The 18814-nt window shown below is 41.8% G+C and carries 20 protein-coding genes; 9 read left to right on the top strand and 11 right to left on the bottom strand.

Annotated features, from left to right (window positions below):
* Nucleotides 1-12 precede the first annotated feature (12 nt).
* The 4 genes from ACTQXY_RS06370 to ACTQXY_RS06355 all read left to right on the top strand — a co-directional run bounded on the left by ACTQXY_RS06370 (nucleotide 13) and on the right by ACTQXY_RS06355 (nucleotide 3012).
* Complete coding sequence (locus ACTQXY_RS06370) at nucleotides 13-921, top strand: conjugal transfer protein (RefSeq protein WP_441658788.1); 909 nt, start codon at nucleotides 13-15, stop codon at nucleotides 919-921.
* Nucleotides 922-1170: 249 nt separating this feature from the next.
* Nucleotides 1171-2082, top strand: a complete 912-nt coding sequence (locus tag ACTQXY_RS06365) for a DUF2268 domain-containing putative Zn-dependent protease (protein ID WP_021374292.1) — start codon at nucleotides 1171-1173, stop codon at nucleotides 2080-2082.
* Complete coding sequence (locus ACTQXY_RS06360) at nucleotides 2075-2842, top strand: TipAS antibiotic-recognition domain-containing protein (protein WP_441658787.1); 768 nt, start codon at nucleotides 2075-2077, stop codon at nucleotides 2840-2842. The genes ACTQXY_RS06365 and ACTQXY_RS06360 overlap by 8 nt, the downstream gene beginning before the upstream one ends.
* A complete protein-coding gene (locus ACTQXY_RS06355; protein ID WP_441658786.1) occupies nucleotides 2839-3012 on the top strand; it encodes a cysteine-rich KTR domain-containing protein in 174 nt (57 codons plus the stop codon). The genes ACTQXY_RS06360 and ACTQXY_RS06355 overlap by 4 nt, the downstream gene beginning before the upstream one ends.
* A gap of 87 nt (nucleotides 3013-3099) precedes the next feature.
* Here ACTQXY_RS06355 and ACTQXY_RS06350 read toward each other — a convergent pair whose 3' ends face one another.
* Nucleotides 3100-3456 (bottom strand): helix-turn-helix domain-containing protein, encoded by a 357-nt coding sequence (locus tag ACTQXY_RS06350; protein ID WP_441658785.1) that lies wholly within the window; start codon nucleotides 3454-3456, stop codon nucleotides 3100-3102.
* A 594-nt stretch (nucleotides 3457-4050) separates the two neighbouring features.
* Here ACTQXY_RS06350 and ACTQXY_RS06345 point away from each other — a divergent pair.
* The 5 genes from ACTQXY_RS06345 (at nucleotide 4051) to ACTQXY_RS06325 (ending at nucleotide 6698) form a co-directional block, all read left to right on the top strand.
* Nucleotides 4051-4473 carry a sigma factor-like helix-turn-helix DNA-binding protein gene (locus ACTQXY_RS06345; RefSeq protein ID WP_441658784.1) on the top strand — a complete coding sequence of 141 codons (423 nt, stop codon included), beginning with the start codon at nucleotides 4051-4053 and terminating at the stop codon, nucleotides 4471-4473.
* Nucleotides 4470-4709: a helix-turn-helix domain-containing protein gene (locus ACTQXY_RS06340; protein ID WP_074133949.1), complete on the top strand. Its 240-nt coding sequence runs from the start codon at nucleotides 4470-4472 to the stop codon at nucleotides 4707-4709. The genes ACTQXY_RS06345 and ACTQXY_RS06340 overlap by 4 nt, the downstream gene beginning before the upstream one ends.
* 221 nt (nucleotides 4710-4930) lie before the next feature.
* On the top strand, nucleotides 4931-5080 hold the full coding sequence (locus ACTQXY_RS06335) for a hypothetical protein (protein WP_181977590.1): 150 nt from the start codon (nucleotides 4931-4933) through the stop codon (nucleotides 5078-5080).
* Nucleotides 5081-5282: 202 nt separating this feature from the next.
* Entirely contained in the window at nucleotides 5283-5477 is a 195-nt protein-coding gene (locus ACTQXY_RS06330) for a DUF3173 domain-containing protein (RefSeq protein WP_011861908.1), read from the top strand.
* A gap of 36 nt (nucleotides 5478-5513) precedes the next feature.
* The gene (locus ACTQXY_RS06325) at nucleotides 5514-6698 is read left to right on the top strand and encodes a site-specific integrase (protein WP_011861907.1); all 1185 of its coding nucleotides are present in this window, start codon (nucleotides 5514-5516) and stop codon (nucleotides 6696-6698) included.
* Between the two features lie 81 nt (nucleotides 6699-6779).
* On the opposite strand, the gene guaA is transcribed toward ACTQXY_RS06325, so the two are convergent.
* The 10 genes from guaA to ACTQXY_RS06275 all read right to left on the bottom strand — a co-directional run bounded on the left by guaA (nucleotide 6780) and on the right by ACTQXY_RS06275 (nucleotide 18741).
* Entirely contained in the window at nucleotides 6780-8324 is a 1545-nt protein-coding gene (guaA, locus tag ACTQXY_RS06320) for a glutamine-hydrolyzing GMP synthase (RefSeq protein ID WP_441658783.1), read from the bottom strand.
* Between the two features lie 84 nt (nucleotides 8325-8408).
* A complete protein-coding gene (locus ACTQXY_RS06315; protein WP_441658782.1) occupies nucleotides 8409-9779 on the bottom strand; it encodes an MATE family efflux transporter in 1371 nt (456 codons plus the stop codon).
* A gap of 65 nt (nucleotides 9780-9844) precedes the next feature.
* Nucleotides 9845-12175: a ferrous iron transport protein B gene (gene feoB / locus ACTQXY_RS06310; RefSeq protein ID WP_441658781.1), complete on the bottom strand. Its 2331-nt coding sequence runs from the start codon at nucleotides 12173-12175 to the stop codon at nucleotides 9845-9847.
* Nucleotides 12176-12463: 288 nt separating this feature from the next.
* Nucleotides 12464-13069, bottom strand: a complete 606-nt coding sequence (locus ACTQXY_RS06305) for a RelA/SpoT-related domain-containing protein (protein WP_441658780.1) — start codon at nucleotides 13067-13069, stop codon at nucleotides 12464-12466.
* A 21-nt stretch (nucleotides 13070-13090) separates the two neighbouring features.
* A complete protein-coding gene (locus tag ACTQXY_RS06300; RefSeq protein WP_173691589.1) occupies nucleotides 13091-13477 on the bottom strand; it encodes a hypothetical protein in 387 nt (128 codons plus the stop codon).
* Nucleotides 13452-14354 carry a phosphodiester glycosidase family protein gene (locus ACTQXY_RS06295; RefSeq protein WP_441658779.1) on the bottom strand — a complete coding sequence of 301 codons (903 nt, stop codon included), beginning with the start codon at nucleotides 14352-14354 and terminating at the stop codon, nucleotides 13452-13454. Before ACTQXY_RS06295 ends, ACTQXY_RS06300 begins: the two co-directional genes overlap by 26 nt.
* Nucleotide 14355: 1 nt before the next feature.
* Entirely contained in the window at nucleotides 14356-15405 is a 1050-nt protein-coding gene (locus tag ACTQXY_RS06290) for a glycosyltransferase (protein WP_441658778.1), read from the bottom strand.
* Nucleotides 15406-15435: 30 nt separating this feature from the next.
* On the bottom strand, nucleotides 15436-17322 hold the full coding sequence (locus ACTQXY_RS06285; RefSeq protein ID WP_441658777.1) for a carbohydrate-binding domain-containing protein: 1887 nt from the start codon (nucleotides 17320-17322) through the stop codon (nucleotides 15436-15438).
* Nucleotides 17323-17333: 11 nt separating this feature from the next.
* A complete protein-coding gene (locus ACTQXY_RS06280; RefSeq protein ID WP_441658776.1) occupies nucleotides 17334-18029 on the bottom strand; it encodes a DUF4956 domain-containing protein in 696 nt (231 codons plus the stop codon).
* The gene (locus ACTQXY_RS06275; RefSeq protein ID WP_147611711.1) at nucleotides 18022-18741 is read right to left on the bottom strand and encodes a polyphosphate polymerase domain-containing protein; all 720 of its coding nucleotides are present in this window, start codon (nucleotides 18739-18741) and stop codon (nucleotides 18022-18024) included. The genes ACTQXY_RS06280 and ACTQXY_RS06275 overlap by 8 nt, the downstream gene beginning before the upstream one ends.
* Nucleotides 18742-18814: the final 73 nt, after the last annotated feature.

Raw genomic sequence — 18814 nt, 5'->3', positions numbered from 1 at the left:
GGATGAACCGATATGATTCAGATTAGAAAAGAGGATAACCAGAAAAAGCAGAAAGAAAAGAAACTGAAAGTCTACAAAGTCAATACCCATAAAAAAACCGTGATTGCCCTGTGGGTGCTGCTGGCAGTGAGCTTCCTGTTTGCCGTCTATAAGAATTTCACGGCAATAGACATTCATACTGTCCATGAAACCAAAGTAATTGAGGAAACCATCCTCGACACCCACAAGATAGAGAATTTTGTGGAGAATTTCGCAGAAGTCTACTATTCATGGGAACAGTCCGCCGCTTCCATTGACAACCGGACAAACGCTTTAAAAGGGTATCTCACCGGAGAACTGCAAGCCCTGAATGTAGATACTGTCCGAAAGGACATCCCCGTATCGTCTGCCCTGACCGATTTTCAGATATGGGAAATCACAGAAGAAAAGGAGCAGCATTATCAAGTAACCTATACGGTGGAACAGCGTATCACAGAGGGAGAATCCAGTAAAACCGTCCGTTCCGCCTATCAGGTAACGGTCTATGTGGACGGCTCTGGAAACCTGACGATTATTCAGAACCCAACCATCACCAGCGTTCCCGTAAAATCCGGCTACACCCCAAAAGCGGTACAAAGTGACGGTACGGTGGATTCCATCACTACGGAGGAAATCAACGAATTTCTCACTACCTTTTTCAAGCTGTACCCTACGGCAACCGCAAAAGAACTGACCTATTATGTGAATGAGGGCGTGCTGAAACCTGTGGGAAAAGAGTATATTTTCTCAGAACTGGTAAATCCGGTCTACAACCGAAACGGAAATCAGGTGACAGCTTCCCTTGCAGTGAAATATCTGGATAACCAGACCATGACAACACAGGTATCGCAGTTTGACCTTGTGCTGGAAAAGAACGGGGAAAACTGGAAGATTGTGAAATAGTTTTGTGTGCAATGGGCAGGTGACTTTTTGCCATCTGCCTATTGCAATTTTTATTTACTTTTCCATCAATATTTCAAACAACAATTTCTGCTTCGACAAGCAAGTTAATTTATGTTGTTTATCCTCTATTTCCTTTGTCTACTAATACATTTAATTATTTTTCTTACATCTGTGATAATTTTTAATTTGCCTATTGACTTTAACGTTACGTCATAGTATATGATAAAATCAAAAGGAGGAACTAGAATTATGAAAATATCCGCTATCCGTTCTGACAAAGTTTATTCAAAAATTATGAATGCACCTTTAGACAAAAAAAATGACATTTATAGATATGAACTTATGAAGCCTTTTGAAAAAAAGTGGGCTTGTTATAGTGTTCCTATGAAAGCTCTAACGCCTAATGGATATGATGTAATTATGGCAAGCGAAATGCTTGGGCATATCGCCCCAACCGCTGTTGACCAAAAGCAACAAAATAATATTAAGCTAATTTCTGATAATACACTCTGGGAAAAATGTGAGTTATCCATTCAGCAGTCGTTGAATTGCTTTGTTGAACACGGTGTTAATCTACCCGTTAAAGAATATGCGTTTACAATTTTACTTGCAAATGCTAAGAATCCTTACATTATTTTAAATGATGGTTACTGCGGTGATGGTGGTATTCCAGGATATATTTTTTCTTGGTTACTACCTAATGAATACACTTTATCACATCTTCATGTAGCATTAGCACATGAAACTAATCACAACATACGATTTCAGTTTGTTAAATGGAAGAATGATATTACTCTTGGTGAAATGATAGTCAATGAGGGATTGGCAGAAAACTTTGCAACATTTCTGTATGGTGAAGATAAAGCAGGTCCTTGGGTAACAAAAACTGATATAGAAACCTTAAATGAATATATTAAACCTATTATTCAGGACGGTTTAAATGTTCAAGGATTAGAAAATCTCAATGCGTACCTTTATGGTGATGAAATGGCCGCATTACAAAACTATCCTCAGGTTGGATTACCTTATTGTGCCGGATATGCGTGTGGCTATCATTTGATTAAACACTACTTACAAAAGACCGGGAAAACTATTGTTGAAGCAACTCTATTACCTGCAAAAGAAATTTTAGATGCTACGGAGGATTTTTGGAATGAATAAAAAAGCTAAAACAGTCCATGAAGTTGTTAAATTAACGGGTATTACTGCTCGAACACTACATTATTATGATGAAATTGGTTTATTAAAACCATCTATTATAACCGAAGCAAAATACCGTCAGTATACAGACGACGATTTAACTAGGCTTCAGGAAATTTTGTTTTTTAGAGAAGTTGGATTCGCCCTAAAAGAAATTAAGGAACTGCTAGATTCACCTCATTATGTTCGTTCAGAAGCATTAGAGCGTCATGTACTGATTTTGGAAGCTCAGAAAGAACGGATAGAAGCTTTGATTTCACTTGTAAAAGACACAATCAACGGAAATAAAGAAATTAAATTTTCTGCATTTTCAAATGCAAAAATACTTGAGTTACAATCACAATTTCAAGAAGAAGTATTAGAACAATGGGGAAATACTGAAAGTTTCAGAGAATACAAAACTATGTTTTCTTCCCATTCAAAGCAAATACAAGAGAAAGAAATAGAATCTTTTTATTCAATGGCTCGCAATATTTTTGAAAAACTAGCTATGTATGAAAATAGTCCTGCGGAAAGTCCAGAAGTACAAGCAATAGTACATGAATGGCAACAATATATTTCGGAACACTTTTATGAATGTAATAAACAAATTTTATCCAACTTGGGAGTTCTCTATATTACAGATGAAAGATTTACCAATTTTATAAATAGATTTAGTAGTGGAAATCTTGCTGCTTTTTTTAATGAAGCAATACAAATTTTTTGCAGAGGCTCAGAATGAATATGATGGAGTGGGTTATTTGTCCTATTTGTCAAAATAAAACACGGTTAAAAATTAGAGAAGACACCATTATGAAAAATTTCCCTCTATATTGTCCTAAATGTAAAAAAGAAACTTTAATCAATATACGCAAACTCAATGTATCAATTATCAAAGAGCCAGACGCTTAGACGCAGAGCCGATAATTTATAAGTTATTGAAACTTATAGACTATCGGCTCATTTTAGTTTCAGTCCTATTCTGGTAGGCAATAGAAGTTATTTATCTTCCATTTCCTTGTATTTGACAATACCATCCGCAACGCTTTCCATGATAACAAGGTCTGCGTCTGTAAAATTGTCAATTTTGCTTTCAAGCTGTCTTCGTCTGCTGCTTTTTACCAGATTATCAGAGGATAGAAAAAACTCATCCACTGATACATTCAGCAGAGATACAAGGTCGTAAAGCACCTGTAAACTGGGGTGCTGCCCTTTATTCTCAATGTTGGTTAAATAGCGTGGGTCAATCTCAATCATTGCTCCCACCTGTTCACGGGTCAACCCCTGTTTTTTACGGGCTTCTTTTATAGCAAGCCCTAACGCCCTAAAATCATATCTGTCTTCTTTTTTACGCATAGTACACCACCTCTATACATTTTACTGTTCCTGTTGTAATAGTGACAGGTATAGAAAAACGTATTACATAGTTGTACAGTTCCTATTATGCGTATCAAAGATAAAACTATGCTGCCGAAACGGAAATAAAAAAAACCGTTATTTGGCAGCATACTTTCCCTGCGTCAAAAATCACATCATCTTTTCCAGACGACGGTTTAACAAAAGCCGCCGTCTTTTTTTGCATGAAATATAGATGATTTTTAAAGTCTACTACTTTATACAGACAGCGGCTTACAGGAGGAAGCCGCTATGCAAAATATTTTCTTAAATATATCTACATTCGGTAAACCGTTAAAAAAAGCCATCCACCTACACTAGAAAAGTCTGACCCTCAATATGGTTTTTCAGAATACATAGCAAGAACTATTGAAGCACACAAGCAGAAATATCGTCTGTTTGCGTGCTTTTTTAGTTGGAAGAAAAAGGGTTTAAATTTTTCTTCTCAAAACGCAACTGCACCCCCTGTCCTGTCGGGACTAAGAGCGAAAAGGGGGAAAGAAGCAGAAATTCCTATCAACTCGCTCCCTTTCAAGGCTGGAAAGGGGGTGAGCAATGATGAAGCCATCTGAATTTCAGACAACCATAGAGAACCAGTTTGATTATATCTGTAAAGTCGCTATGGAGGATGAACGCAAAGACTATTTCAAAGCGTTGTCCAGACAGTGTAAACGGGAAACCTTGTTCTGTGATATGGACGATTACACCGTCAATCTGTTTTCTTCCGAAGACACCTATCCATCCCTCTTCCATACTTTTGAAATGGATGGATTTACTGTCCGCATTGAAAACAGCCTATTAGCAGAAGCATTAGAAAATCTGGATGGAAAGAAACGTGACGTTATCCTGAGATATTATTTTCTTGGCTTTGACGATACGGAGATTTCAAAAATTCTGGAAGTCAACCGTTCTACCATACAGAGAAGAAGACACGCCGGACTGGAATTTATCAAAAAATTTATGGAGGAAGAAGCATGACAGCAAAACACCCTATGATTCCGTTTCCTGTGATTGTAAGGGCTGCGGACGGTGATATTGAAGCAATCAACCAGATTGTACGCCATTATAGCGGTTTTATTGCCAGCCGTTCCATGCGTCCCATGAAAGACGAATATGGGAATACCCACATGGTTGTAGATGAAACCCTACGCCGCCGGATGGAAACACGTCTGATTGCAAAGATTTTATCTTTTGAAATCAGGGAACCAAAATAAAAATAACGCTTGCCTGTGGAAGCGTGGACAAGCCCATGCTTCCCAGACAGAGCTTGCCAGTCTATTAAAGTGCATTATCACCAGTGCATTTTAACAGGCTGACAAAGCCGGATTGTTCCTTGAAAAAGAAAGCGTCTAATCAACGCAGCATAAAGCAGCCGAATACGTTTCGATGGAAAGAGAGCCGTTGGGCTGGCACGCCGTAACCCACCAAAGGAGGGATGATACCGGATAGCGATTCCTGCCAGCGTTCCATAAGCAGCTTACCGCAGAGCTGCCGCCATGACCTTTCTATTGTGATAATGATACTTCCGTACAGCCTTAGTCCGTGTGATGATGTAGCACCGCTGGCAAAGGGTACGGCTGGATGAGAACCATGCAGGGGTGAGATTCCCATGAGCTTTAGCGAAAGCTGTTCGGCTTGCTTAGATACCATTTTGAATTAGAATTTTTCATTCAAAATCAAATAACTATTTGCAGGAAATACAATCTTAATATTACTTTTGCCATAAAATCTGATATAATATAGACAGATATTGAGGGTTCCATATCTGGTCTATGGAAAGGAGGAACATGATTACAGTAACAAAAAAAGACTTAATAGAACTGGGTTATGGGACTTCATTCGCAGCAGACATCATAAGAGAAGCAAAAAAACTTATGATTTCAAAAGGGCATACCTACTATCAGTCACGCAAACTGGACAGGGTTCCCAGAGAAGCTGTGGAAGAATTGCTAGGGATTACTTTTACTGATAAATCAAACTGATTGTACTTCTTGCACATTTATGTAAGGAGTGAAATCATGGCAAAAGACCCTATTAAGAAAGCAGAAAACGGAACTTATTATTTTAGAGCAAACTTAGGTTTCCACCCGATTACCGGAAAACAGATTCAGAAATACAAAAGCGGATTCAAGACAAAAAAGGAAGCCAGAGAAGCATATTCAAAGCTTATGCTTACATCCACAGAGGAATTGACAGAAAAGAAACAGCAACTATCCTTTCAGCAGTTCATTGAAGAAACTTATCTGCCTTGGTATAAAACGCAGGTAAAGGAAAGTACCTATCTGAACCGCCGTTCTACCATCCAGAAACATTTTTCATACTTTTATAAAATGACGGTGGATGAGATAGAACCCATTAACGTCCAGAACTGGCAGCTTGAACTTGCAAAAGAATTTAGTCCAAACTATATCCGTATTGTACAGGGTATGCTCTCCATCGCCTTTGACAGAGCAGTTGTTCTCGGTCTTGCAAAGAAAAATCCGTCACGAATGATAGGAAACATCAAGAGCAAGAAAACAAAAGTGGATTTTTGGACACTGGATGAATTTCAAAAGGTAATTTCCCTACTCTACAAGGGCGATTATTATGAACATTACCTTTTCATTTCATACTGGCTCCTGTTTATGACTGGAATGAGAATCGGAGAAGCCGCAGCCCTGCAATGGTCGGACATCAACTTTGAAACCGGACTTTTAAGTATAACGAAAACGCTGTACTATAAAACAATGGACGAATACAAATTTGTGGAACCAAAGACACAAGCCAGTATTCGCACTATCTATATTGACACAGATACCATTAAAGAATTAAAAGCATGGCAGGAAGTACAGCAAAAGGTTTTAAAGGACTGTGACCTTGTACTAAGCTATAATGGGATTCCCACCAGTAAGCACACCCTCCCACGGGCATTAGAAAAACTTGCTGGATTGGCAGGCGTACACCGTATCAAAATTCATGCACTCAGACATTCCCATGCTTCTCTGCTCATCAGTATGGGAGAAAATCCTTTATTGATTAAAGAACGTCTAGGGCATGAAAAGATACAGACCACGTTGGGAACCTACGGACATTTATATCCCAACACCAACGTGGAAGTTGCCAAAAAATTAACTGGCGTTCTCACTTATACTCCAGCAACAACCAGTGTTGCCGATTACACCAGCAATCAGCATACAGCAATCTATCACAGAGCAGTTGAATAAAAAAATGCAATCAAAATGCAATCCTAAAAGAAAAGAGCCTCAAAACCCTTGAAAATAAAGGCTTTGAAGCTCTGCTCCAACTTATTCAAACTCTATCGTTCCTGGTGGCTTACTTGTAATATCATACAGTACTCGATTCACATGATCCACTTCATTCACAATTCGGTTCATAACTTTTCCAAGCACTTCCCAAGGAATCTCTGCTGATTCCGCTGTCATAAAGTCCACAGTTGTAACCGCTCTAAGCGCAACTGCGTAATCGTATGTTCTCTCATCACCCATACAGCCTACAGAGCGCATGTTTGTCAACGCTGCAAAATATTGTCCAATATCTTTTGCCACGCCTGCTTTTTCCAGCTCCTCACGGTAGATCGCATCTGCGTCTTGTACGATCTTCACTTTCTCTGCATTGACTTCTCCAATGATACGAACACCGAGTCCAGGTCCTGGGAATGGTTGTCTGAATACAAGGTATTCCGGAATTCCAAGTTCCAATCCGGCTTTACGCACTTCGTCTTTGAACAGATCGCGAAGTGGTTCGATGATCTCTTTGAAATCTACGTATTCAGGAAGTCCACCTACGTTGTGGTGAGATTTGATGACTGCTGATTCACCGCCAAGTCCGCTCTCTACGATATCCGGATAAATCGTTCCCTGTACAAGGAAATCTACTGCTCCGATTTTTTTCGCCTCTTCTTCAAATACACGAATGAACTCTTCTCCGATGATTTTACGTTTTGCTTCCGGATCTTCCACGCCTTTTAATTTTGCATAAAAACGCTCCTGTGCATTGACGCGGATGAAGTTCAACTCGTAGTTTCCTTCCGGTCCGAAAATCGCCTCTACTTCATCTCCTTCATTTTTACGGAGAAGTCCGTGATCTACGAACACACAGGTAAGCTGTGATCCGACTGCCTTTGAAAGCATAACTGCTGCCACAGAGGAATCCACACCGCCAGACAGTGCGCAGAGCACTTTTCCGTCTCCTACTTTCTCGCGGATTGCTTTGATTGAGTTTTCCACGAAAGAATCCATCTTCCAGTCACCTGAGCAGCCACATACATTATATACGAAGTTAGAAAGCATCTTCTTTCCTTCCTGTGTATGAAGTACTTCCGGATGGAATTGGGTTGCATATAATTTTTTCTCTACGTTCTGTACTGCTGCCACCGGACAGTCTACCGTGTGCGCAATGATATCAAATCCCGGTGCCGCTTTTGAAATATAGTCGTTATGACTCATCCAGCAGATTGTCTTCTCGGAAATATCTGTAAACAATTGGGATGTTGTATCCACTGTCACTTCAATCTTTCCATACTCGCGAACCAGAGCCTTCTCTACCGTTCCGCCCAATAGATGCATCATCAGCTGGGAACCATAACAGATTCCAAGCACTGGTATTCCAAGCTCGAACAATTCTTTGTCGTATGTCGGTGAATCCGCCTCATACGCACTGTTAGGTCCGCCTGTCAAAATGATTCCTTTTGGATTCATCGCTTTAATTTCTTCCAGATTTTTCTTGTAAGAATATATTTCGCAATATACATTACATTCTCTGACACGTCTTGCAATTAATTGATTGTATTGTCCCCCAAAGTCAAGGACGATGACCGTTTCGTTCTTCACAAAAATATCCTCCTACTTTTTAATGAATAGATTTATTATATAAGAGCTTTGTTTGATTTACAAGTCCTTATCGGTTAATTCTTTCTATACTGCACTTCTGCCCTGCCATTTCCCGCTAAAATAACGATACACAAACAAAATTGCACGGAAACACCAGTCAATGATCATTGCAATCCATACACCGAACACACCAATGCCCATGTATTTCCCAAGTATATAACTAAATGCAATTCGGAAAATCCACATCGATACGATGGAGGTAATCATACTGTAACGCACATCTCCAGATGCTCGAAACACCGCCGGAAGATTAAATGCAATCGGCCACACTAAAATTGCCGAACAACCGTGAAATAGTAGAATTTTCTCTGACTCTGCTGATGTCCCTGCCGACAGGTTATACACCTTCATAATAAGGGGAAGGACTGCGAATATAAGCGCGACGGTGACCGCCATACAGCAATAAGTAATTTTCAAAAGTTTTCTTGTGTAATATTTGGCCTGCTCATAGTCACCTGCACCGACACATCTGGAAATAACCGTAGTAACGGCAAGGGAAATCGCCATCCCCGGAAGTATCTGAAATAACGCCACTGCATTTGACACTGCATTCGCCGCAATTGCCGATGTGCCGAATGTGGACACAAGGCTTAACACTAATATTTTCCCAAGCTGGAACATGCTGTTCTCCAAACCGTTTGGAACACCGATATTTAAAATTCGTTTTACCATAGAGCCATTCAGGTGATAACGTAGTGTTTTCTCTAGATGGAGTACTCTCGTCTGATTACACAATAATCCCAAAATCAGTATTGCCGCCACCATTCTGGATACCAAGGTAGGTATTGCAACGCCTTCTGTCCCTCTGTGAAATCCATAGATTAAAATGGCGTTTCCTGCAACATTAATCACATTCATTACAATGGACACCTGCATAGATACCTTGGAATTTCCCATCGCTCGGAAAATCGCCGCGCCACCATTATACAGTGCAATAAACGGTATGGATGCCGTCACAATCATCAGGTACGTGTTCGCACTGCTCATGACATCCGCATCAATGGCTCCAAACACACTATGCAGAATAAAATTTCGTCCGAGATAGACAATTGCCGTAATTCCTACCGAGCAAAGAAAAATAAACCATATCAACTGGTTTGCCGCTATACAGGCATCTTTTTCTCGTTTTTGTCCCAGATACTGTCCTGCAACAACGGCGCCTCCTGTAGCGAGTGCCGCAAAAATATTAATCAACAGTACCATAATGTTATCCACCAAGGATACTCCTGATACCGCCGCCTCTCCTACATTTGCCACCATAATAGAGTCTGCCATCCCGACAAGCACTGCGAGCAATTGTTCGACAATAAGTGGAATGATCAATGCTGTTAATGCTTTGTTGTCAAATAAATAATGACTTCTATCAATCTTTTGTTTCTTACCCAACTCTCTCATCTCCTCCGCTTTCTATAATATAAAACTGAAAAGAAAGCCCCCTCAATAATCAGTTACTTTTTCCCCTAAAACAGCATTCCAATGTGATATACCACAAACGCCATGATCCATGCGATTACGCATTGTCCGATGACCATAGCCACCGCCCATTTCCCGCCAAGTTCGCGTTTTACAGATGCGATTGCGGCAACGCACGGTGTATAAAGCAGGCAGAATACTAAGAGTGCAGCTGCGCCGACTGTCGTCAGGCTTTCCTGCAAAGTCGCTGTGCTTCCAAACAACACCGTAAGCGATGAGACCACGCTTTCTTTAGCGAGAAATCCTGAGATCAACGCTGTCACGATTCTCCAGTCTCCAAATCCAACCGGAATAAAGATTGGAGCAAGTACTCCTGCGACAAGAGCCAGAATACTATGTTGTGAATCGGATACCATGTTCAGCCCTGTATCAAAGTTCTGCAAAAACCAGATGACGATCGTCGCAATGAAGATAACCGTAAATGCTCTCTGCAAGAAGTCTTTTGCCTTATCCCATAACAAATGTCCCACATTCTTTGCTCCCGGCATACGATAGTTTGGAAGTTCCATGACGAACGGCACTGCCTCTCCTTTAAACGCTGTCTTTTTGAAAATCAGCGCCATAACGATTCCCATCACAATTCCGAACACATACAGTGCAATCATCACCAAAGCTCCATGCTTTGGGAAAAATGCTGCAGTAAAAAATGCATAGATTGGAAGCTTTGCCGTACAGCTCATAAACGGCGTCAGCAGAATCGTCATTTTACGGTCTCGCTCTGATGGCAATGTACGGCTCGCCATAACACCCGGGACCGTACACCCGAATCCAATCAGCATCGGCACAATACTTCTTCCGGAAAGTCCAAGTTTTCGAAGTAATTTATCCATGATAAATGCTACACGTGCCATATAGCCACTATCCTCCAAAATTGATAAGAAGAAAAAGAGTGTCACAATGATCGGCAGGAAGCTTAAGACTCCACCGACACCGCTAAAAATTCCGTCGATCACAAGAGAATGTACCACACTGTTGACATTTGCCGCCTGCATCGCCTTGTCCGCCAGATCTGTCAAAGCTGTGATTCCAGATTCTAAAACCCCCTGTAAAAACGCGCCGATCACATTGAACGTGAGCCAGAACACAACTCCCATGATTCCGATAAATGCCGGAATTCCTGTATATTTCCCGGTCAGGAACTCATCTGCTTTTCTGCTTCTTACCCTCTCCTTGCTTTCCTTGGGTTTGATGACAGTCTCGCTGCAGATATCCTCGATATAATCAAAACGCATCTGGGCAACCGCGGCCGCACGGTCCATGCCGGTCTCTTCCTCTGTCTGTTTTGCAATCTCTTCCAAAAGATGCTGCTCATTCACTGTAAGCTTCAGCTGTTCTAAAATTTTCGCGTCACCTTCCATCACCTTGCTCGCCGCAAAGCGCACCGGAATCCTCACTTTTTCCGCATGATCTTCAATCAGATGCATGACCGCATGGATTCCTCTGTGGATACCTTCCTCCCGCTTACAAAAGTCGGTCTCCAAAGGCTGTTCCTGATATTTCGCCACATGAATTGCGTGCCGAATCAGTTCTTCGATTCCTTCTCCTTTTGCTGCTGAAATCGGGATAACCGGAACTCCCAGCTCTTCCTCCATCTCATTGACAAGTACAGATCCATCATTTTCCCGCAGCTCATCCATCATGTTCAAGGCGACAACCATTGGGATCCCCAGCTCTAAAAGCTGCATGGTCAGATAAAGATTTCGCTCGATATTCGTTGCATCTACAATATTGATGATTCCCTTTGGCTTCTCATGGATGACAAACTCTCTTGTCACAATCTCCTCGCTGCTATATGGAGACATAGAGTAAATTCCCGGCAAGTCTGTGATCAGTGTATTGTCATGTCCTTTGATTACGCCATCTTTTCGATCCACCGTCACACCCGGAAAATTTCCGACATGTTGTTTGGCGCCGGTTAACTGGTTAAACAATGTGGTCTTTCCACAGTTTTGATTTCCTACAAGGGCAAATGTGAGTGTCTCACTGTCCGAAAGAGGATTTTCGTGATTTCTATCATGGAATTTTCCTCCCTCACCATATCCCGGATGATGTTTCTCTGGCTTTGCCACTTTCTTTTTCGAGGTTTTTGGCTTATGAGGCTCACTAGTCTCGATATTTTCTGCATCTGCTAATCGAATCGTCAGTTCATAACCGTGGATACGCAATTCCACCGGATCTCCCATCGGTGCATATTTTACGACAGTGACCTCCGTTCCCTGTATCAGCCCCATGTCCAAAAAATGCTGGCGCAGTGCGCCTGCCCCTCCCACACGAAGTATGGTTGCAGTGCTTCCTATTGATAATTCACTTAACTTCATTTGTTACTCCCTCCTTATATTCCTTAGTCTTCTCTAACCTTCAATTGAAAACGGAAGCAATGACTTGTCTAGTCATTGCTTCACAGCTAATATTTTTAAGAACGCGAATTGCCTTTAAAATAGCAATAATCATTACTTCCGCGTCCGCAAAAATCACCTAAAATAAAGTCTTTATGTAATTAGCTCACTTGATCAACACTCCCTAGTTTACCATTTCTTTCAACATTTGCATAGTCCAGAGGTATATCCATTTATAGCAACTGCATAAAAAATAATTAGTGCAAAAAATTATTTGTGACTTTCCCACTCCCGTAAAAGCTCCCGAATGGTCTGCATGGACACGTCAAGTGATGCGATTTCATCTGCGCATCGTTTCAACTCACTTTTGATTACAGTCTCATGCTCTACACTTTTTTTATACTTCATCTGGTGCTCCAGCACAGCCCAAAAATCATGGGCAATTGTCCGAAGCTGTATCTCGGCGGTAATCTGTTCCATTCCTTTTTCTGTAAACTTTACAATCAAATGAAGACTTCGGTAACCATTCGGTTTCGGATAGGCAATATAATCTTTACGTTCTATCACTTCCACATGATCTCTGTTGGAAATCCATTCTGCAACCCGATATACCTCTTCCCCGAAAGAACAGATCACCCGAATTCCGATAAGATCATGTATCTTTGTGAGCGCCGTATCACAATCCTCCTGCAGTCCTTTTTTCTGCAATTTTAGTGTCAGGCTTTCCGGCGCTTTGATTCGAGAATTTATATAAAGAATCGGCTGAATCCCGTCCGCCGTCTTTTCCACCGGATATTGCGCAATCATATCTGACAGATATTGCTGCCCGTTTCGCAGCATCTGCAGTTTTTCACCATAATATTCTTCTAAGGTCAAAATACCACTCCTTTTTATCCGTTATTCCATACACCGTCTGCTGCCTGTAAAATATGCAGCTGCTCCTCCGATAAGAAATGCTCCTCCTGTCACCCAATAAACAATCATAAGCCGGTTGGTCGTGCCGTAGATTTCCAAAACACCCTGCAGCAGACAGCCAACAGTCAATGCTGCAATTCCAAACTGCCATAGGCTTCGAGAAACTTTCCCGGGAATCTTCCACTGAAAATACCCCATCAGGAAAAATAACAATGCTCCGCCCGCCAGAGGAATCATGAATGCGTATAACATATAATAGGAAAATACACTGTGACTGAACAATTCATAGACCGCTCCAAACAGAGCGCACAACAGAGCTGCCGTAAAATATTGTAATCCTGTTTTAATAGCCGATGTAGACAATGTCACTCACGCTCCTCTCCTGAATACTTTTCCCATTTGTGGTCGGTTGATTGATGACCTCCCCGTTAAAGTACATTGTGGAAGATCCGCCGCCATCCAGATTATAAGCTGTTTTTACCCCAAGGGAATCCATAAATTGTGCCAGTTCTAAAAGTGACAATCCCTCACTTTCTTCTGTTCGCCCATCTGAAACTACAAACACATAATGTAAATCATCAATCATTCCAATTGCAGTCCTCGGATTGCTCGCCATCGCTTTTCCGACTTCATCCGACTCCGTCACTGCAATCTCGCCATCTGTGATCAGCGCCGGACCAAAAGAAAGTACTTCCTTCGCCCCTTCTTCCAGCAATTCTTCTGCCGTCACCTCATCTTCCGAGATAATTTTCATTGTCCCATCTTCATAGATTACCAGATCTTGCTGGTCTGTTTTTGCCGTATCCCGATACAATACGCCATCACGGATCACATATCCTTTCTCCTGTGCTCCATAATAGTCTCCGTTGATTGCCAAAATCGCGCCCGCATCTTGCGCCATCTCAGATGTTTTCTCTGTCACATTTCGCCCATAACTGCTCTGCGCGAATGCTGTCTGCAAATATTCCGGTGAGGAGAGCACAACATCTGCCACATAAACGGTGGTGTCATTTTCCCGATATTCTGACAGCGTAATCTGTATGTTGTCGTCACTGTACGTTGTCCCTGTCGAAACAGCCTCCTGCTGCTCATTTTCCGTATCATTATCACTTTTGTTTTCCTTTTTATCATTGGCAACGACATAGACTTTTGTAAGCAGAAATGTATCCATGAGCATATATCCGGTAAATGCAATCAAAATGACACTGCTAATCATTCCCCACCAATGTTTTTTGAATCGATGCATACTATTCCTCCTTCTTTTGAAAGATAAAATGACTTTGTATAAACCAGCTTGCAAAGAAAAATATAAATTCGGTACACAGTTTACCGACATAATGGTTCATTCCGATTGCATTGACCACTATCTCCAGCATAATTGTGTTTCCGACCAGAATCCCAACTGCAAGTGTAAAATACTTCAGCGCCGATTTTACCGGATTTTCTTTGCTTTGAAACACCATATTGCGATTAACCATATAATTAAATACTGCGCTTACTATTCTTGCCCCTATGTTTGAAAAGGCTACCGCACCACCATTTGCAAATCCGGTCGCTGTTATCGCAGTCAACAGGCTGTACATTCCGTAATCAATCAAAAAGCTTCCAAACGACGCCGCTGAGAATTTCAGAATTTCCTTGTAGATGCGATAAGAATCTTTTAGTGTATCAAAATGGGAAGACGAATTATTATCTAAATACACTGTCTCAATCGAGACCTCTTTGATTGGAATATGGCATCCTGAGCATTCTAACAGCACATTCATTTCATATTCATAGCGTTCTCCCACGATTCCCAAAAACTTTGGAATCAGTGCTCCTTCAAAAGCTCGAAGTCCTGTCTGTGTGTCATATACCCGAATTTTTGTAAAAAGCTGATAGACCAGACGAGTCACTGTGTTGCCGAATCTGCACCGCAGTGGAATATCGCCTTTCATTTTTCTGCTTCCAAGTATCAAACAGCCTGCATGATTTTCTGCTTCTTTGCAGACTCTTTCCACATCATTTGGCTTGTGTTGACCATCTGCATCTACTGTAACTACAACACAGTCTGCCGAAAACTTCGAATAAATATAATCCAGTCCGGTCTTCAATGCCCGTCCTTTTCCCCGGTTTTCATTATGTTTGAGAATGACTGCATTTTTCGCAGCCATTCGAAACACTTCCTCCTTTTCGGGTGAACTTCCATCGTCTACCACAACAATTTGAAATCCCGTATCTTTGATCTCCTGCACCAGCTGTGCCATATCCGAATTTGGCTGATAAGCCGGTATCAAAGCAACTCGTCTGTTTTGCATTTCTATCACCTTCCTTCTTTATTATAATTGTTAACTCTTTTCCGGAGGCGTTCCCATGTTTCCGCCATCTCCCGGGCCTTTGCCCATTCCATTGCCGTCATCTGGTTTCTGTCCCATATCTCCACCGTTTCCCGGGCCTCCGCCATTTCCTGGATTTCCGCCCATTCCGCTTCCTGAACCATAAACAATACTGTCCATCGTGATCTGTGTCGTATCGCTTCCTGTTGTCAACGTATACTCCTGTCCTGTTGTAATTTCCGGACAGCTGATGATAACAGAAGTGTATTCTTTGTCCGGAGTCCATGACACAAGTTCATTTCCGCTGCTGTCCGAAAGAGAAACCGCACTTCCTGCTGCCTGAGAATCCACTGTGACCATCATGACTCCCTGTGTAGAAGAATCTCCGAAATTCTCCGCCATTCCGGATGAACCGGCAGCAATAAAGATTCCTCCTGTGACTGTTCCTGTTCCGTTGTAATCCAACGCACTGTTTCCATCATTTGTCGGACCTGACACATAAGTTTCACCGCCTGAAACGGTAATGTCCCCATTAGAATCAATTCCATCACCACTGGCATTTACTTTTAGCGTACCTCCGGATATTTGAATATACGCACCATCTTCTGCCGCAAACTGATCTCCTCCAGGCCCTTCAAATCCACTGCTGTCATTGCCGCCTGCCGCATTCAATCCATCATCACTTGCCGTCACAGTAATATCACCGCCTGTAATATCAATGCTGAGTCCTTCAATTCCCTCATAACTTTCTGTAATATCAATAGTTCCTCCAGAAATGGTTGTCGCTGAATCTGCATGAATTCCGTCATCACCGGAAGCAAGTGTAAATTCCCCATCACTGATTGTGACATTTGCATTGGAATGAATCGTGTCATCTGCGCTGTCCAAAGAATACTTTCCGCCTTTCAGAATCAATTCTCCTGCCGCCTTGATTGCTTTCATGCTGACAGTATCTTCCTCTGTCGTATCGGTACTCTCTGTCTGCTGTCCGGGTCCAAACTGCCATTCTCCGTCACTTTTCTGGACATTTTCGCTGCCGCCTCCTGCTTTGACCGTGTAGACACCACCATCTGCCTGAAGCCAGTTTCCTGCGCTGATTCCATCCCCGTCAGATGTGATATCAAACGTTCCGTCTGCCAGATAGACAAATCCAAGGCTGGTGTCATCTGCATTTTCCGCATGAATTCCATCTTTTCCGGATACAATTGTATAACTTCCGCTGGCGATGCGGACACTGTCTTTTCCGGATAGTCCATGTGATGCCGCGTCAATCTGATATGTTCCGCTGGTAAGTACAAGGTCATCCTTTGACACGACACCGTGTCCCGCCTTTGCTGTAATTGTCAGAGAACCGGCGCCGTTTAACGTCAGATCTGATTTTGAAAAAATCGCAGCGTCGATATTGTTGTCGTCAATTGCAGTGTATGTACCTCCATTCGTGAGTGTATTTTTAGAATCACTCGCCGTCGTGATAAACACCTTATCTGCCTCACGGACATAAATAGCTGCAGATTCTGCACTTGTAATATCCACTCCATTTAACACAAGCTGGACTTTATCGGTATCTTCCGCATCTACGATCACCATACCATCGGTCAGCGTTCCTGAAAGAATATAAGTGCCCTCGTCGATGATCGTCACTGTGTTTCCGGATATCTGGACCGCATCGGAATCACATGTCGTACTATCATCGGAAAGTTTGATCACTGTACTGTTTTCTTCATCATATCCACTCTCTTTATCTCTGTCTGAGAACATGTTTGAGACATCGATGCCTTGTGCTGATGAATCCGTGCTCGTACTGCTAGATGATGTTTCGTTGCTGCTATTTGTCTTGCTGCATCCGGAAAGAACCAGTGCTCCAGTCAGTAAAAATGCCAATACTACCTTTCTTTTCATATGCATCCCTCCTATAGTTCACCAATAATTGTCTCCTGTTTCGATACGGAAATCTCAAGGTTTCCATTTCTGCACCGAAGTGCGTCAATCAATGCCTTTTCTTCCTCCGCATTTTTTAATGTAATATTATAGGTAAGCTTAAACAAACTTCCCATGTTGGTTGTCTTTACCTGCACCACCTCATACGTTTTTGTATATTGTTTTAAGATTTTGTCAAATACACCTGTGTAGTCCAAATTTTCCGGAATCGTAATATGTAATGTCTTATATAATGCAGCTTTTTTCCCTGCTCCAAAATCCACCTTATTATATAGTAAGGTCACTCCTCCTAAAATCACTGCAACGAGAAATGCATATCCAAGATATCCCATCCCTGCTACCAGACCGGTTCCCATTGCAAGGAAAATAGCTCCGATTTCTTTTGCAGATCCCGGTACCGACCGGAAACGAACCAGACTGAATGCCCCTGCCACCGCAACTCCGGCTCCGACATTTCCATTTACCATCATGATGACAACACAGACAATCGCCGGCAGTACCGCAAGTGTTGCAACAAAACTCTTTGTATATCGTGTCCCATACATATAGGCTCCTGCCAAAATCAATCCAATCACCAGCGCACATCCTACACAAAGCAAGAAATCCGGCACCGCAATCACCGTTGTCATCTCCGTATCAAAAATCCCCTGAAACATATTATTAAGCATATTGAACTCCTCTCTGTACTTTTTCATCCATCATCTGCTGATATGCAGTTCCGTATTTCGAAAAAGATGTTTTAAATAATGTATTTTTGGTAAGTGTCTCGCTCATCCAAAGTGGTATCCCACCCGATGTCTTAATCTCCATCAGTGTCTGATTCTCTCCTAATATCGGTGTGCCATATATCTTACTTCCAAGTGAAATATCTTCCTCCCGATAAAGGATATTTTCATCAAATGTCACTCGAAAATCGCTTCCATCCAACGCATAGTACGCTTCCCTTTCATAGGTAAGAAATACGGTCGGATGAAGCGTTTCATAATAATCCCAAAAATATGCAATCTCCTCCCCGATCTGTGAATGAATCGGAAGTGGTTTTCCGTGTTCAAAGCACTTCATCACCTGTGCCTCCGGCAATACCAATCTTCGTTTGTAGACAACCGATTTATATTTCTTCTTTAATTCTACAAACACCGGATCGTCCGGTCCTGCCGGCTGATAGCTGCGAACACGTAATTTTTCTTTATAAACCGGTTTTTCCAAAGAATGACGAATGAGCCGGTATGTGTCTGTATCGAAATAAATATTTCGTATAGTTGTTCGCCCATAATCATCCAGCTTCATATGCTCTGCCATACTTTTCAGTACATTTTGCTTTTCCTGCCGTGTCAGCAGATATTTTAATTCATAACGTTTAAAAGTCGCTTGATAAGCCATAATCATTACTCCTCTCTCATTTCGTTAAACATACTATACGCAACGAACCTTAAACAAACTTAAAAATATTTAA

Source organism: Faecalimonas sp. LCP19S3_D12 (genome assembly GCF_052121495.1).
Lineage (GTDB): Bacteria > Bacillota > Clostridia > Lachnospirales > Lachnospiraceae > Faecalimonas.
This window is presented reverse-complemented; position numbering and strand designations above follow the sequence as displayed.